At 55.4% G+C, this 16274-nt stretch carries 14 protein-coding genes; 8 read left to right on the forward strand and 6 right to left on the reverse strand.

All coding sequences use genetic code 11. The features are described 5' to 3' along the window. Nucleotides 1-490 precede the first annotated feature (490 nt). From fhuC to fhuB, 3 genes are read left to right on the forward strand one after another with little or no spacing between them, the layout of a single operon-like run. A complete protein-coding gene (gene fhuC / locus MYB54_RS05300) occupies nt 491-1288 on the forward strand; it encodes a Fe3+-hydroxamate ABC transporter ATP-binding protein FhuC (RefSeq protein WP_248721602.1) in 798 nt (265 codons plus the stop codon). A gap of 16 nt (nt 1289-1304) precedes the next feature. Next, nucleotides 1305-2231: a Fe(3+)-hydroxamate ABC transporter substrate-binding protein FhuD gene (gene fhuD, locus MYB54_RS05305; protein ID WP_248721603.1), complete on the forward strand. Its 927-nt coding sequence runs from the start codon at nt 1305-1307 to the stop codon at nt 2229-2231. Continuing rightward, a complete protein-coding gene (fhuB, locus tag MYB54_RS05310; RefSeq protein ID WP_119872177.1) occupies nt 2224-4254 on the forward strand; it encodes a Fe(3+)-hydroxamate ABC transporter permease FhuB in 2031 nt (676 codons plus the stop codon). The genes fhuD and fhuB overlap by 8 nt, the downstream gene beginning before the upstream one ends. Before the next feature lie 42 nt (nt 4255-4296). On the opposite strand, the gene MYB54_RS05315 is transcribed toward fhuB, so the two are convergent. Then, nucleotides 4297-4887, reverse strand: coding sequence for a LysE family translocator (locus MYB54_RS05315; RefSeq protein WP_039280663.1), 591 nt, complete (start codon nt 4885-4887; stop codon nt 4297-4299). 135 nt (nt 4888-5022) lie between these two features. Here MYB54_RS05315 and MYB54_RS05320 point away from each other — a divergent pair, with 135 nt between their 5' ends. Continuing rightward, complete coding sequence (locus tag MYB54_RS05320; protein ID WP_248721604.1) at nt 5023-6486, forward strand: aminotransferase-like domain-containing protein; 1464 nt, start codon at nt 5023-5025, stop codon at nt 6484-6486. Between the two features lie 6 nt (nt 6487-6492). On the opposite strand, the gene MYB54_RS05325 is transcribed toward MYB54_RS05320, so the two are convergent. Both MYB54_RS05325 and hemL read right to left on the reverse strand, forming a co-directional pair. Beyond that, nucleotides 6493-7116 carry a glutathione S-transferase family protein gene (locus MYB54_RS05325; RefSeq protein ID WP_014916270.1) on the reverse strand — a complete coding sequence of 208 codons (624 nt, stop codon included), beginning with the start codon at nt 7114-7116 and terminating at the stop codon, nt 6493-6495. A gap of 162 nt (nt 7117-7278) precedes the next feature. Continuing rightward, the gene (hemL, locus tag MYB54_RS05330; protein ID WP_075278268.1) at nt 7279-8559 is read right to left on the reverse strand and encodes a glutamate-1-semialdehyde 2,1-aminomutase; all 1281 of its coding nucleotides are present in this window, start codon (nt 8557-8559) and stop codon (nt 7279-7281) included. 267 nt (nt 8560-8826) lie between these two features. Between hemL and erpA the strand changes: the two genes are divergently transcribed. Continuing rightward, nucleotides 8827-9174 (forward strand): iron-sulfur cluster insertion protein ErpA, encoded by a 348-nt coding sequence (erpA, locus tag MYB54_RS05335; protein ID WP_005969047.1) that lies wholly within the window; start codon nt 8827-8829, stop codon nt 9172-9174. Between the two features lie 333 nt (nt 9175-9507). On the opposite strand, the gene MYB54_RS05340 is transcribed toward erpA, so the two are convergent. From MYB54_RS05340 to mtnN, 3 genes are all read right to left on the reverse strand, one after another. Further along, complete coding sequence (locus MYB54_RS05340; RefSeq protein WP_014916269.1) at nt 9508-9786, reverse strand: hypothetical protein; 279 nt, start codon at nt 9784-9786, stop codon at nt 9508-9510. A gap of 227 nt (nt 9787-10013) precedes the next feature. Further along, nucleotides 10014-10844 carry a vitamin B12 ABC transporter substrate-binding protein BtuF gene (btuF, locus tag MYB54_RS05345; RefSeq protein WP_248721605.1) on the reverse strand — a complete coding sequence of 277 codons (831 nt, stop codon included), beginning with the start codon at nt 10842-10844 and terminating at the stop codon, nt 10014-10016. A gap of 2 nt (nt 10845-10846) precedes the next feature. Then, a complete protein-coding gene (gene mtnN, locus MYB54_RS05350; RefSeq protein WP_248721606.1) occupies nt 10847-11545 on the reverse strand; it encodes a 5'-methylthioadenosine/S-adenosylhomocysteine nucleosidase in 699 nt (232 codons plus the stop codon). Nucleotides 11546-11666: 121 nt separating this feature from the next. On the opposite strand from mtnN, the gene dgt reads away from it, so the two are divergent. The 3 genes from dgt (at nt 11667) to MYB54_RS05365 (ending at nt 16206) form a co-directional block, all read left to right on the forward strand. After that, nucleotides 11667-13178 carry a dGTPase gene (gene dgt / locus MYB54_RS05355; protein WP_248721607.1) on the forward strand — a complete coding sequence of 504 codons (1512 nt, stop codon included), beginning with the start codon at nt 11667-11669 and terminating at the stop codon, nt 13176-13178. A 189-nt stretch (nt 13179-13367) separates the two neighbouring features. Continuing rightward, nucleotides 13368-14816: a serine endoprotease DegP gene (gene degP, locus MYB54_RS05360; RefSeq protein ID WP_039499531.1), complete on the forward strand. Its 1449-nt coding sequence runs from the start codon at nt 13368-13370 to the stop codon at nt 14814-14816. Between the two features lie 232 nt (nt 14817-15048). Beyond that, nucleotides 15049-16206 (forward strand): CdaR family transcriptional regulator, encoded by a 1158-nt coding sequence (locus MYB54_RS05365; RefSeq protein WP_010280713.1) that lies wholly within the window; start codon nt 15049-15051, stop codon nt 16204-16206. The last annotated feature ends 68 nt before the right edge of the window (nt 16207-16274 follow it).

Here is a 16274-nt window from a genome sequence, read left to right on the forward strand (position 1 = left end):
CAGGCTTAGGATGAGCCGCATGGACGCGGCTCAAGCTTGCGCCACGTATGGAACGTGTCGCAAGCGGTCCTCTAAGCCTGATACCGACGAAGGCACCGCTTCAGCGGCATAATTTCCGCCAAACGCCGGGGTTCATAGGGGGCTGGCGTAGCCCCCTATGTCGGGCGCGTGCTACAAGGTAGCATGAAAATAACGGTATTATCGCGCACGAAACCGCCTCAATAGTGGTATAAAATGTACCTAATAGACTGAATCTGTGGTCATTTTTTTTCTCTACTATTTTGGGATGAGCACCACATCCTGCCTGATACTGCTTTTCTCTCCACGCCACTCTGGTGCTGACGGGTAAAAGTCTTGCGATTGGCATTCCGTTGCGCCTATCATGCTGCCTTTATCGTAATCATTATCGTTCTCTTTTAGACTGACGATTACGGGAATAGTGAATTCTGCTCACCCCTTTCCTTCGGTGACATGACAAACCAAAAGCGCTATGCAAAATCAAACTGTACTGCCTGATACCACTTTCAGACTGGATGACGTCAGCTTTTCCGTCGCCGGACGCACGCTGCTACACCCGCTCTCTATCACGTTCCCCGTCGGGAAAGTCTGTGGCCTGATTGGGCATAACGGCTCAGGCAAATCGACCTTGCTGAAAATTCTGGGTCGTCATCAGCCCGCTAGCGGTGGTACTGCACTGCTGGGCGAACAGGCGATCGGAAGCTGGGACAGCAAATTGTTCGCCCGTCAGGTGGCTTATTTACCGCAGCAGCTTCCCGCTGCCGAAGGGATGACCGTGCGTGAGCTGGTTGCCGTAGGGCGTTACCCGTGGCACGGCGCATTAGGCCGTTTCGGCAGCGCCGATCGGGAAAAGGTCGAAGAAGCCATCACGCTGGTGGGGTTGAAACCCTTTGCAAACCGTCTGGTGGATAGCCTGTCGGGCGGTGAACGGCAGCGAGCCTGGCTGGCGATGACGGTGGCGCAGGATAGCCGCTGCCTGCTGTTGGATGAACCGACCTCCGCGCTGGACATTGCGCATCAGGTTGAGATTCTGGCGCTGATTCAGCGCATGAGCCGCGAGCGCGGCATCACCGTCATTGCGGTGTTGCATGATATCAACATGGCTGCGCGCTACTGCGATCATCTGGTGGCGTTGCGCGGCGGCAAAATGATTGCGAAGGGTGAGCCTGTCGCGCTGATGCAAGGGGACGTGCTGGAAAATATCTACGGCATTCCCATGGGCATTCTGCCTCATCCGGCGGGTGGCGCGCCGGTCAGCTTCGTTTGTTAACTCGGTTTTTCTGCTCATGATGCCTGAATTTTTTTCTTCTCCATCCTCTCCCGATCCGCTACGCCGTCGTTTGCTGACGGCGCTGCTGCTGTCACCGCTGGTTTATTCGGCGGCGAGCAGGGGGGCTACTGCCATATTTCCCGATGTAAACCGCATTGTGGCTCTGGAGTGGTTGCCTGTTGAACTGCTTCTGGCGTTGGGCATCACGCCCTTCGCGATTGCAGATAAGCATAACTACAACCTGTGGGTGAAAGAGCCCGCGTTGCCTGAATCGGTAATTGATGTGGGGCTGCGTACCGAGCCTAATCTGGAGTTGCTGACGCAGATTCGCCCGTCGCTGATTCTTTACTCTGAAGGTTACGGCCCTTCAGTCGCAAAAATGTCCCGTATTTCTCCGCTGCTGGGCTTTGGCTTCAGCAACGAACAGGGAAAACCACTGACGTCGGCACAGGCCTCGGTCATGAAGCTGGCCGATGCGCTCAATATGAAAGCGGCTGGCGAGCAACATCTGACGGAGCTGGCGCAGTTTCTCCAGCAGGAAAAAATCACACTCCAGCCTTACACCCAGCGGCCGCTGTTGCTCATCACGCTGGTCGACAGCCGCCATGTGCTGGTGATTGGCAAGAACAGCCTTTTTCAGGAAGTCATGGATCATGTCGGGATTGAAAATGCCTGGCGTGGTGAAACCAGCTTCTGGGGCAGTACGATTGTGGGCATTGAGAGTCTGGCAGACGTCGGCGATGCCAACGTGCTCTGCTTCGAGCATGGCGATAGTGCCATCAGCGCGCAGCTTGATAAGAACCCGCTTTGGCAGGCCATGCCGTTTGTACGTAACCAGCGTTTGCAACGCGTGCCTGCCGTCTGGCTGTATGGTGGAACGCTCTCGGCGATGCGCTTCTGCCGCGTATTGAATCAGGCGCTGGAGGCGAGAAAACATGCCTAATCCTCTGTCTGCCAGTGCCTCGCACGCGCACAAGCACGTTGCTCATCCGCGGGTGCTGCCAGTGGTACTGATTGGTTTTCTGCTGATCGTGATTCTGGGGATGGGCAGCTACAATTTGCAGCAGCAATTACCGGTGTCACAGTGGCTTGAGGGGCTGACTCAGCCTGCCTTGAATAATATGCCGCAGTTGCTGTTTCACTACAGCCTATTGCCGCGCATGGTGCTGGCGCTGCTGATTGGCGCGGGGCTGGGGCTGTGCGGCGTGCTGTTCCAGCAGGTCTTGCGTAATCCGCTGGCTGAGCCATCAACGCTGGGGATCGCCACGGGCGCACAGCTCGGGATCACAGTGGTCACACTGTGGGCGCTGCCGGGTGGCGCATGGCTCCAGCAGGTCGCGGCCATGGCTGGGGCGCTGGTGGTTGGTGCGTTGGTCTTTGGCGTCGCTTGGGGCAAGCGTTTATCGCCCGTGACGCTGATTCTGGCGGGGCTGGTGCTGAGTTTCTACTGTAGCGCGGTCAATCAACTGCTGGTGCTATTCCATCATGAGCAGCTTCAGGGCCTGTTCCTGTGGAGCAGCGGCGTGCTGAACCAGCAGGACTGGAGCAATGTGCAGTTTGTTCTCCCGCGTCTTCTGGTGTGTTTCTGTCTGGCGCTGTTGTTGATTCGTCCGCTAACACTGCTGGGGCTGGATGACGGCGTCGCACGTAACTTGGGGCTTGGACTGTCGCTGGCACGTCTGAGCGCGCTTGGGCTGGGGATTTTCCTGTGTGCGCAATTAGTGAATGCGGCAGGCATTATCGGTTTTATCGGCCTGTTTGCGCCGCTGCTGGCGAAAATGCTGGGGGCTCGGCGGTTACTTCACCGTCTCTTATTAGCGCCGCTGCTGGGGGCGCTGCTGCTTGGCGTTACCGATCAGGGCGTTATCTGGCTGAGCCGCGTGTGGCTTGACGTTCCAACGGGTGCCGCGACGGCGCTGATTGGTGCGCCGCTGCTACTGTGGCTGTTGCCGCGCCTGCGTAATAGTGGTCAACCAGCGATGGTCGACAGCAGCAGTACGCCGACGGCTGAACGTCGCCTGTGGGGAACGTGGCTGGTACTTGGCGTCATGCTGCTGGGAATGGTGGTGATTACGGCGCTGATGTTAGGGAAAGATGCCGACGGCTGGCAGTGGGGCGGCGGTGATGTGTTAACGCAATTGCTCTCATGGCGCTGGCCTCGGGTGCTGGCGGCGCTAACCGCTGGGGTGATGCTGGCGGTGGCGGGAACGCTAATACAGAAGCTGACGGGTAACCCGATGGGAAGCCCGGAAGTGCTGGGAATTAGCTCCGGCGCGTCGTTTGGCGTCATTATTTTGCTGTTCTTCATTCCCGGCAATGCGTTCGTGTGGTTACTTCCGGCCGGTAGTGCGGGCGCGGCGCTGACGCTGTTGGTCATGGTGATGATCGCCGGACGCGGTGGTTTCTCCACGCAGCGTATGCTGCTGGCAGGGATCGCGCTGAGCATGGCGTTCACCACCGTCATTGCGCTGCTGCTGGCCAGTGGCGATCCGCGTATGGGAACCGTGTTGACCTGGCTGTCGGGATCAACCTATGCGGTTGAACCGACGGACGCGATACGCACGGCGGTGATTGCCGTTCTGCTGCTGTTGATTGTCCCGCTGTGTCAGCGCTGGCTGCGTATTCTGCCGCTGGGCACCACCACGGCCAGAGCACTTGGCGTGGCCGTTACGCCAGTGCGTCTGCTGGTTTTGCTGTTGGCATCGGTACTGACTGCGATGGCAACGCTGATGGTCGGCCCCATGAGCTTTGTGGGTTTAATGGCACCCCATATGGCGCGGATGCTGGGCTTTAGCCGCGTGTTACCGCAAATTGCCTGCTCCGCATTGATTGGCGGCGCGCTAATGGTGATTGCAGACTGGTTTGGCCGGATGATTCTCTTTCCGGCGCAGATTCCGGCAGGACTGCTCGCGACGTTTATCGGTGCGCCTTACTTTGTTTATCTATTGCGGAAACAGGTGAAATAATGCGAGCCTCGGCGGGGAGGGAAGCCCGCCGAGGCCGTGTGATTAGCCGGAGAGGTTAATAGCTTCGACCAGCATCCAGAAGGTGGTGAGCACCAGAGAAAGCGCCATGATGCCGTTGAAGGCTTTCAGTTTCCACGGTTCCTGAAGATGTTTACCGATGCGATCGCCGAGTAGTGCCCAGACTAAAATACAGGGCAGATTGAGCGCCATAAAGGCGACTACTGTGGTAAAAAGGCCGCCGCTGGCGGCATAAAGCAGCGCGATGTTGCTGGACATCAGCCAGGCTTTCGGATTCACCGCCTGAAATAGCGTCCCTTGCAGTACGGTCATCGGCTGTACTCGCCCCTGTAATTCCGGTGCCGATGAGCGCACGATTTTCCACGATAGCCATAGCAGATAGACACACCCCAGCACGGTAAGGGGGAGGCGAATCATGCTCATCCAGCTCAGCAGAAGTTCCAAGGCTACGCCCATCAGCGCCGTTTGTATCCCGCAGCCAACGGAAATGCCCATCATCATCGGTAACGTACGACGCAGGCCAAAATTGACGCCTGAGGTTGCCAGCAGCAGATTATTGGGTCCCGGTGTGATGGACATGACGGTGACGTAGCTGAAAAAAGAAGGGTCGAGCATGGTGTTATCCTGATGATGGGGGAGAACACTATGGTAGGCAGAAAAAAGAAATGGTTACAGATACACAAAATGATTATTGTTATGGGTACAAAATGCATTAATTGTTAACTGTACTCATCGGCTGGCGGGGGAACTGTGTCCATTATCGATTCACAAGAAAGTACGCTCTATCAACAGCTCGCGGAAACCTTCGCCACGGCGATTCATCAAGGGACGTTAGCGCCGGGAAGCCGCCTGCCTTCTATTCGCCGCGTTGCCGGATCGCATCAGGTAAGTGTGAATACGGTGTTGAATGCCTGGCGCATTCTCGAAGATCGCGGGTTGATCGAAGCACGACCGCAGTCAGGCTACTTTGTGCGAGGACGTCTGCCGTCGCTGACGGAGAGCAAGCCCCATCGTGCGCAGGTGATTGTGCCGGGCAGTGAGCAACTGGATCTGATTGATACCGTTTTTGCTGCTCAGACGCACCCGGATTACATCAACATTTCTCTGGCGTGCCCGCAGCATGCCGATTTCTATCCGACCGAAAAGATTAGCCGTATTGCGGCTTCCTTGTTGCGACGACAGCCCAACCTGATTGGTCGCTATGCGTTGCCGCCGGGCAGTGAACGACTGCGACGCGAAGTGGCGCGGCGGGCGATGGATTTGGGTATGACATTGACCCGCGAGGACATCACGATCACCCACGGCTGTATGGAAGCGCTACAGCTGGCGCTACGCACGGTCACGCAGCCGGGCGACTGTGTGGGACTGGAAACGCCAACCTATTTTTATCTCTTTCCTCTGCTCGCCAGTCTGGGATTGAAAACGGTGGAAATTCCCACCGATCCGCAACGCGGTCTTGCGCTAGATGCGCTGGAACTGCTGCTGTCAGAACAGCGATTACAGGCGATTATCGCTATGCCGAACGCGCAGAATCCGCTCGGATGCAGCATGACGCTGGCGGATAAAAAGCGGCTGGCAAAGCTGGTGAACGACTATCAGGTTCCGCTTATCGAGGATGGGTTATACAGCGAACTTCAGTTTACCTGGCCGCTGTCGCCGACGGTGAAAGCCTTCGACCGTGAAGGTTGGGTGATTTACTGCTCCAGCTTCACGAAAACGCTGGCGCCTGATTTCCGCATCGGCTGGATGGCGTCAGGTCGTTTCCGTGCCAAAGTAGCACGGCTGAAAGCGGTCTCGTCAATGGCGGAATCGGCGCTGCTATCGGAAACGCTGGCGCAGTTTCTGGAGTCCGGCGGTTACGACCACCATCTACGCACCCTGCGTCGCCGCTATGCCGCGCAGATGGATGAAGCGCGTGGATTGATTGCCCGACATTTTCCGCAGGGAACACGCGCGACGCAGCCGCAGGGCGGTTTTGTCTTCTGGTTGGAGTTACCGGGCGGTGTGGATGGCGTTGAGTTATTCCATCGCCTGCTGCAAGAGCGGATTTGCGTCACGCCCGGCGAACTTTACACGCTGAGCGGTCGCTGTAAGCACGCGCTTCGGCTATCGTGCTGCTACCCGTTTGATGAACGCTACACCTATGCGCTTAAGCGCGCGGGGGCACTGGCCTGTGAGATGAGCGGTATCGAGCCGGGTAGCGTAGCGTTATGAGTAGCCTTATGGCGTGCCGTTGCGTCCCCAGGTCAGGTAGCCCGCGCGTTCGCTTAAACGCTCATAGTAGGCGCGGACGGCGGGATAGTCTGTGTGTTCCAGCGGCGTTTCATACCAGCGGTTTACCGATAGCCCGATGGGAATATCGGCCAGCGTGAACGTTTTTCCTGCGACGTAGTGGCCGGTTCGCTCTAATTGCTGATTCAAAATGCCCATCGTGCGGGACCAAAGATTGCAGGATGCGGCCAAGAGCGCCGGATCCTGATGTGCGGGGGATTGGCGCACCAGCGACATAAAGGCGTAACGCCATGAGGGATTGAGCTCGTTGGCCTGCCAGTCGATCCATTGATCGACCGAAGCACGACTACGCGGATCCTGTGGGTAGAGCCAGGCACCGTCCTTCGCGTTGGCGAGGTAACGTATAATCGCGTTCGATTCCCACATGACGAAATCGTCGTCCTGAATCACCGGTATCATGGCATTAGGGTTGAGCGCCAAAAATGCCGGTGACTGCGGTGACTGATAGCCTTCACCCCAGTCTTCCCGGTCAAAGGGAATCGCCAACTCATCACACAGCCACAGCACTTTCCGAACGTTGATTGACGACGTGCGTCCTAGAACCTTTAACATGATCTCTCCGCTATTTTCAGGAACATAGCCTTACTCATAACCAATTTAAGAGGGCTTGTCATTCTCAAACGAGAATCCTGACGAAAAAAGTGGGGGCGGAGCAGAGGCGGGTGTTGAGCAGCAATGGCGTCAGTGAGTGACGCCATTGTGTACGAGTCCGTTTTACAGGCGTGAGAAGCAGAGCTGCGCAGCTTCGATGGTGCGATCGATGTCCTGTGGCGTATGTGCCAGCGACATAAAGCCAGCTTCAAACGCGGACGGCGCGAGGTAAATCCCTTCTTCCAGCATCATGTGGAAGAACCGCTTAAAGCGCTCGACATCGCACTTCATCACATCCTGATAGCAGGTGACGCTCTCCGCATCCGTGAAGAACAGGCCGAACATGCCGCCTGCCTGATTCACCACCAGCGGAATGTTTTCGGCTTTCGCGGCAGCCAGCAGACCGTCAGCCAGCTGATTGGTCAACGCGGTGAGCTTTTCATGTACGCCAGGTTTCGCGACTTCGGTTAAACAGGCAAAGCCTGCGGCCATGGCAATCGGGTTACCGGACAGCGTTCCCGCCTGATAAACCGGGCCGGTCGGTGCCAGTGCCTGCATAACTTCACGCTTACCGCCGAATGCGCCGACTGGCATGCCGCCGCCGATGATTTTCCCCAGACAGGTCAGATCCGGCACTACGCCGTAGTGCGACTGTGCACCCGCCAGCGCCACACGAAAACCGGTCATCACTTCATCGATGATGAACAGGGCACCAAACTCGTCGCACAGAGCACGCAGGCCAGGAAGGAAATCTGGCAGCGGTGGGATGCAGTTCATGTTGCCCGCAACAGGTTCGACAATGATCGCGGCGATCTCGTCAGGATATTGTTCAAACGCGGCGCGAACGGATGACAAATCGTTATAGACGCAGGTCAGCGTGTGGCGGGCGAAATCAGCTGGAACGCCGGGGGAGTTAGGTTGGCCCAGCGTCAGCGCGCCAGAGCCGGCTTTCACCAGCAGGCAGTCGGCGTGGCCGTGGTAGCAGCCTTCAAATTTGATGATCTTGTCGCGGCCGGTGTAACCACGCGCCAGACGGATCGCACTCATGGTGGCCTCCGTACCGGAGTTGACCATCCGCACCATATCCATGCTCGGTACCAGCGAGGTAACCAGACGCGCCATCTGCACTTCCATTTCTGTCGGCGCGCCAAAGCTCAGGCCGCGTTCTGCTGCGGCGATCACCGCATCACGGATTGCCGGGTGATTGTGCCCCAGCACCATCGGGCCCCACGATCCCACGTAATCAATGTACGCTTGCTCGTCAGCGTCATAGAGATAAGCGCCATCAGCCCGTTCGATGAACAGCGGAGTACCGCCAACGCCGTTAAAAGCACGAACGGGTGAGTTCACACCGCCGGGAATAAGTTGCTGTGCCGCAGCATACAGGCTTTCAGATTTGTTCATTACGCGGTCCTGACTGGTCTTGATCGTAAAATGTAGGGGTATTCTAATGAACTGACCGCCGTTATGAAATCGCTGTGCGGGTTTTCACTTGAAAACACACCGCGCCATACCCACAGAGAGTACTGGCTGTGGGGGAGAGGAGGCGGCATAATGCGGCGATTATTTCAACAGCAGCTGTCAAATCTTGAACGTTTTCGCATACTGCCGGATAATAAGCGTATGAATATGGGTCTATCACCTGATAAGCCCTGAGTTGGGAGTAAAAATATGAGCGATGATATAGCAGCACTGCCTCTGCAATTTACCGATGCGGCGGCAAGCAAGGTGAAAAACCTGATTGCTGATGAAGAAAACCCAGAGCTGAAACTGCGTGTGTATATCACGGGCGGCGGCTGTAGCGGTTTCCAGTATGGTTTTACCTTTGATGATCAAATCAACGACGGCGATATGACCATTGAGAAACAAGGTGTGGCGCTGGTGGTTGATCCGATGAGCCTGCAATATCTGGTTGGCGGTGCGGTGGATTATACCGAAGGTCTGGAAGGTTCTCGCTTTATCGTGACGAATCCGAATGCGAAATCCACCTGCGGCTGTGGTTCCTCTTTCAGCGTCTGATCCTGCGTTGCGGTGATTGACCGACTGAAAAATAAAAACCGTGTCTCGGCAACAAGACACGGTTTTTTTATATGCCCGTCATACTTCAAGCTGCTTGTGCGTTGGCAATACTCGGCTCAGTTCTGAGCCTCGCCCTGAAGGGCCGCCGCAAGCGGCGTTCAAATCGGCTAAGCCGATTTGTCCTTACTCACCCCAGTCACTTACCTGTGTAAGCTCCTGGGGATTCGCTCGGTTGCCGCCTTCATGCAACTCGAATTATTTAGGGCATAGTAAACAAGCAACCTGTCACAAGACGCGTTAATTAAAAGAACACGCCTCGTGTTTTTACTGTGATTACCATTCGACCGTAATCAGACGCGTTTCCGTACCCTGTGCGGTTTTTGCCGCAGAGGTCGAAAATTTTGCCTGATCGACCTGAATACGTGACTCAGTAATTTTAGGTTGTGGTACAGAGGCTACGTTACATTTCATTTGATATTGACCGGATTGAGGCGTTACGCCGCATGCCGGTAGTATCGTCAGTTGAGCGTTAATCTGCCCGCCCTGACTTCCTGCATATGCCGTGCTACAGGCTGCCATAAGTAAGCCCGCGTAAAGCAACGCATTTTTCATAGTTAAAGCTACCTGGTGTAAAGAACCGATATCGGTTCAAAGTTTTCTTATTTCGTTTTGCTTTGGCTTTATCGCCGGGTGGTAATCAACACGGAATAGTGTCTATGATTCCACCGTTGCGTTCAGATTATCGGCAACTATTGGCGAAATAAAAGCCTGTTAGTGTTACAACTTGTATACTAATGAAGCTATTGTTATCGGAATGATTTCACTCTGTTAATTAACAATCACTTCGCTGACGAAAGCGTGGGTCTTAACTCGGCTAATTGGGAACAAATTTGCCTGGCAGCCAAGCGTAAACGTGGGCCACTGCGGCTAAACCAGTCTTCATTGACGGTAATTACCGGAACCGCTAATTGTGGCTGCCAAAACGCCTGCACGCTGGCAATTCTATCTGGCGTACCGCCGACAATAATGGCCTGCGGCTGGCGTCTTAACACCTGTTCACGGCTGACCTGCGGCCAGGGCACCGGGCTGTCGCTAAAGACATTTTCGGCACCGCACAGTGAGACGATCTGGCTTTGCAGCGTTGCTTGCGAAGAAGTAAACAGCGGTTGAGTGCCAAATTGAATGAATACCCGCAATGGCACGGCGTGAGGTGCCTTGCCAGCGCGCCGGAGTTCACCTATTTCCTGCTGAAAATCTGTCGCGGCCCGTTCGGCTTGCTCAGGATGGCGGCTGTAGGTCGCCAGCTGTCGTAGTGACGCCGGGATATCGTCTAACGTCTTCGCATCCAGATAAACGATAGGAATCGAGAAATTGGCGAGCTGTTCCAGCGGCCGCTGCGGGTTCCCCTCGCGCCACGCCAGAATCAGATCGGGCTTGAGGGCGAGGATCCGCTCCAGGTTGATTCCCTGCCAGGAAGCCACCTGTTCCAGCTTTTTCGCTTCTGGCGGATAATCTGACCAGGCGCTGACTGCAATCAGCTGTTCGCCCATACCTGCCGCATAGGCCATTTCCGTCGCGTGTGGTGCGAGACTGATGACACGCTGCGGAATGGCATAAGCGGCGGTGCAGAGCAGCAGCCCGGTCAGCCAGCAGAGGAGCCTGACTGTCACGATTAGCGTGCGGCCAGCTTGGCCAGAATCGCTTCTACCATCCGCGTTGATTGCTGTGCTGCAACGCTCAGGAACTCATCGAAACTCAGGTGTGAGGCTTTATCGGCCACATCAGAAATCGCGCGTACAACCACAAACGGGACGGCGAACTGGTGGCAGACATGGGCGATCGCCGTCGCTTCCATTTCTACGGCAATCGCTTTCGGGAAGGTGGTGCGGATACGAGCTAACGGCTCTGCGCCATTAATGAAGGCATCGCCGCTGACAACCAGACCGCGCACGGCGTTCAGCTGTAACTCGGCAATCACTGCCTGCGCCAGCACGATGAGCTTTTCATCGGCAAGGAAAGCGGCAGGGCAGCCCGCCATCTGGCCGGGTTCATAGCCAAAGGCCGTGACGTCAGCATCGTGGTAGCGCACTTCATCGGAAACGACGATATCACCGACGTTCAATGTAGGTGCGAGTCCGCCAGCGGAACCGGTGTTAATGACCACGTCTGGCTTGCTGTGTTCCAGCAGCAGCGTGGTGCCCAGTGCGGCGGAGACTTTGCCGATACCGGATTTCAGCAGGGCGACATCTACACCGTTGATTTGTCCGGTGTAGATTTCGCAACCTGCACGCTGGAAGGTCTGACGGTTTTCAATCCGATCGCGCAGCAGCGTTACTTCTTGTTCCATTGCGCCGATAATACCGACTTTCATAAGGTTCCCCGCAAATTCTGTTATAAATGGAAGGCGTGTAGCTGGGGTTAGTCTATCATGGCTAGCGGGATGAGATGGAATGTCCATTACTGTGCTGTAGCGGGATGATAGGGAGAAGCGTATGTCTGGTATCAATTTCGCCAAAAAAATGAGCTTTCAGCGCCATTTCAGCCGGCCTAAAACGGCTGAGGATGAATATACGATTGTGCGCCAGTTTGAGAGCGATCGGGGGCGTATTATTAACTCCGCTGCCATCCGCCGCTTACAGCAAAAAACCCAGGTCTTTCCGCTAGAACGTAATGCGGCCGTCCGCTCCCGTCTGACCCATTCAATGGAAGTTCAGCAGGTGGGGCGCTATATCGCCAAAGAGATTTTGCACCGCCTGAAAGTCGACGGGCGGCTGGCGTCGCTGGGACTGAACGACAGAGAAACACCGTTTGAAAGTCTGGTCGAAATGGCGTGCCTGATGCATGACATCGGCAATCCGCCGTTTGGGCATTTTGGTGAATCGGCGATTAATCAGTGGTTCAGAAAATTACTGGATAGCCACTATCTGGACAGCGAATCCCCGGAACGCGTCGATGACTGTAGAGTGCCTACGCTGCGGATGCAGCAGGACGGACTGGACGATCTACGTGGGCAAATCCGGCAGGATCTGAGTCACTTTGAAGGTAATGCACAGGCGATCCGTCTGGTGCATACGTTGTTGAAGCTCAACCTGACCTATGGGCAGGTGGCCTGCATTCTGAAATACACCCGTCCCGCGTATTGGCATGGCGAGCTTCCGGCGGATTACCATTATTTGATGAAGAAGCCGGGCTACTATCTGGCAGAGGAAGCGTTTGTCGCCACACTACGTGAAGAGCTGGATATGGGCGAATTTCATCGTCACCCGCTGAGCTACATCATGGAAGCTGCGGATGATGTCTCCTACTGCATCGCGGATCTTGAGGACGCCGTCGAGAAAGATATCCTCACGATCGACGAACTTTACGATCGTCTGCGCGAAAATTGGGGCGCAGGAGCAGAGAAAGACATCTTCGCTAAAACGATCGAACGTGCTTACAAAGAACGCGAATGCTTTCAATGGCGTAGCCACGACGATCAGTTCTTCATGAATCTCCGTGTTCATACCGTGGGGCAAATGGTGCCGCATGCCGCGCAGCGTTTTATCGACAACCTGCCGGCAGTTTATGCCGGTTCGTTCAATCAGGCGTTGCTTGAGGACGACAGCCCGCAGAACCGCCTGTTAGGCATTTTCAAACGCGTCGCCTTAAAGCACGTTTTTAACCATCATGAAGTTGAACAGTTGGAGCTACAGGGCGACCGCGTAATTCGCGGCCTGCTGGATATTTATAGCCCGCTGCTCGATATGCCCTATCAGGATTTCAGCCAGCTTGTTAGCGACGATACGCACAAACGCTATCCGATTGAAACGCGGCTTTATCACAAGCTCTCCAGCAAGCACTGTCTGGCCTATTGTGAAGCGGTTGCTGAGTTGGAAGGATTACCCGAAACCGAGCGCGTCATCCGTGAATATTATTATCGGGCGCGCCTGATTCAGGATTACATCAGCGGTATGACCGATTTGTACGCCTACGACGAATACCGCAAGCTGATGGCGGCGGATTAGCGATGAACAGGCCGCAACGGAAATCGCGACTTTTGTAAAGCCGTTCAATATTTCCTTACGCTTCACGATCTTCCCCTCGGGAACCTTGTTGGTCCATATTTATCTCATACAGCACGACCCCTGAGTGTACTCGGTGTCGGGTACACGGGCCGTAAGACTCGCGTGTTGATTACTATGAGATAACCTCCTATGAAAAGAAAATCACTGGTTCTGAGTGCGCTGGCGTTAAGTCTGGCGATGGCGATGGGCTCTACCACGGCGAATGCCGCTGAGTCAGCGGCGTCTGCCGCGTCATCGGGTCAATTACCCAGCCTGGCCCCTATGCTGGAAAACGTCATGCCTTCCGTGGTGAGCATCTATGTTGAAGGGCATACCACCCATGCGGGCAATGCGGGAAAAGAAGGTATCCCACCACAGCTTCAGCCGTTTTTTGGTGAAAACTCGCCTTTCTGTCAGGAAGGATCGCCGTTCCAGTCATCGCCGATGTGTCAGGGAGACGGTGACGACGACGGTCAGCCGCCGCAGCAGGAAAATTTCCAGGCGCTGGGCGCGGGCGTCGTGATTAATGCAGAAAAAGGCTATGTGGTTACCAACAGCCATGTGGTGGATAACGCCGATAAGATTCAGGTTCGACTCAGCGATGGCCGCAAGTATGACGGTAAAGTGTTAGGCAAAGATCCGCGTTCAGATATCGCGCTGGTGCAGTTGAAAGACTTTAAAAACCTGACGGCGATTAAGATCGCAGATTCTGACCAACTGCGGGTCGGTGATTACACCGTCGCGATTGGTAACCCGTATGGTCTGGGCGAAACAGCGACATCGGGTATAGTGTCCGCGCTGGGGCGTAGCGGGTTAAATATTGAAAATTACGAGAACTTTATTCAGACCGATGCGGCGATAAACCGGGGGAATTCCGGTGGTGCGCTGGTTAATCTGAACGGGGAGCTGGTTGGGCTGAATACCGCGATTCTTGCTCCAGATGGCGGCAATATCGGGATTGGTTTCGCTATCCCCAGCAATATGGTGAAAAGCGTCGTGGCACAGATTGTCGAATTTGGCGAAGTGAAGCGCGGCGAGCTGGGCATCACCGGGACGGAGCTGAACTCCGAACTGGCGCAGGCGATGAAAGTTGATGCACAGCGCGGGGCGTTTGTGAGTCAGGTGAGGCCGAAGTCGGCGGCAGATGAAGCGGGCATCAAGGCGGGTGATGTGATCGTCACGCTAAATGGTAAGGCGGTCAGCAGCTTCTCTGCGCTGCGTGCGCAGGTTGGATCGCTGCCGGTGGGCAGCAAAGTCGCGCTGGGATTGCTGCGTGAGGGTAAACCGCTGACGGTTGAGGTGACGCTGCAACAGAGTAATCAGGCTCAGGTGGCTTCCGGTAATCTCTACTCTGGCATTGAAGGTGCCGAGCTGAGCAATACTCAGGTGGACGACAAAAAAGGCGTCAAGGTGGATAACGTCAAACCCGGTTCCGCGGCGGCTAAAATTGGCCTGAAGAAGGACGACATTATTCTGGGGGTTAACCAACAGCCGGTACAGAATATTGGTGAGTTGCGTAAAATTCTGGACAGCAAACCAGCCGTATTGGCTTTGAACGTTCGTCGCGGTGATGCCACGATTTATCTGCTGGCTCAGTAATCGATCTGTTCAGCGTCTACGTTAATAATTACCTTTTAAGACAATTTGTTACGTAGCTTATCTGGCCGGGTACTCAGGTACTCGGCCACTTCTTCCTTCTCTATCAACGTGCTTTTGTGAGTTCTTCCACAGATTTAATCTAATTCCCGTTTCTTTGTTAATTTGCACAATGTGTGGCGCACCGTGTGGCGGTATGCTGGTGCAATTGTCAATGTTCCTCTCAGAGGTAAAAATGGCGTCGTATCATCTCAATGCCAAGATGGCACAGGATATTGTCGCGCGGACCATGCAGATCATTGATAGCAATATCAACGTGATGGATGCTCGCGGTAAGATTATCGGCAGTGGCGATCAGGAACGATTGGGGGAACTGCACGAAGGCGCGCTGCTGGCGCTTTCGCAGGGGCGAGTCGTCGATATTGATGATGCCGTGGCGCGTCACCTGCACGGCGTGCGTCCGGGCATCAATTTACCTTTGCGCATCGACGGTGAAATCGTTGGCGTCATCGGCCTGACCGGGAATCCCAGCCAGCTACGGCAATACGGCGAGCTTGTCTGTATGACGGCGGAAATGATGCTGGAGCAGGCGAGGCTGCTGCATATGCTGGCGCAGGATAGCCGCCTGCGTGAAGAGCTGGTACTGAACCTGATTCGTACCGACGATCTGTCTCCCGCTCTCATGGAGTGGGCGCAGCGTTTAGGCATCGATCTGAATAAGCCTCGCGTTGCAGCGGTGATCGAAGTCGATAGCGGGCAGCTCGGTGTTGACTCTGCCATGGCAGAACTACAGCAGTTGCAGACGTTGCTGACCACGCCGGAACGCGACAACCTGATCGCTATCGTTTCTCTGACGGAAATGGTGGTGCTAAAACCGGCGCTGAACAGCCACGGGCGCTGGGATGCAGAGGAACACCGGCGTCGCGTGGATACGCTGATGTCGCGTATGGCGGAAAGCAGTCGGCTACGGGTACGGTTGGCGCTGGGGAACTATTTTTCTGGCCCCGGCAGTATCGCACGCTCCTACCGCACGGCACGAACGACCATGAGCGTAGGTAAACAGCGTATGCCCGCCCAGCGCTGTTATTACTATCAGGATTTAATGTTACCCGTGCTGCTGGACAGCCTGCGCGGCGGCTGGCAGGCAAATGAGCTGGTGCGTCCGCTTTCGAAGCTTAAAGCAATGGACGGCAATGGTCTGCTACGTCGGACGTTGGGTGCCTGGTTCCGTAACAACGTTCAACCCGGTGCGACGGCGAAAGCGCTGTTTATCCACCGCAATACGCTGGAATATCGCCTTAACCGCATCTCAGAACTAACGGGGTTAGATCTGGGGAATTTCGACGATCGTCTGCTGCTGTACGTAGCTTTGCAACTGGACGAAGAAGAGTAGGGCAGAAAGACACGTCGTTTTACGCCTACTGTGATTCAAGCTTACCTTGCACCGTATTGACCTGATGC

The organism is Pectobacterium nicotianae (assembly GCF_023272715.1).
Lineage (GTDB): Bacteria > Pseudomonadota > Gammaproteobacteria > Enterobacterales > Enterobacteriaceae > Pectobacterium > Pectobacterium brasiliense.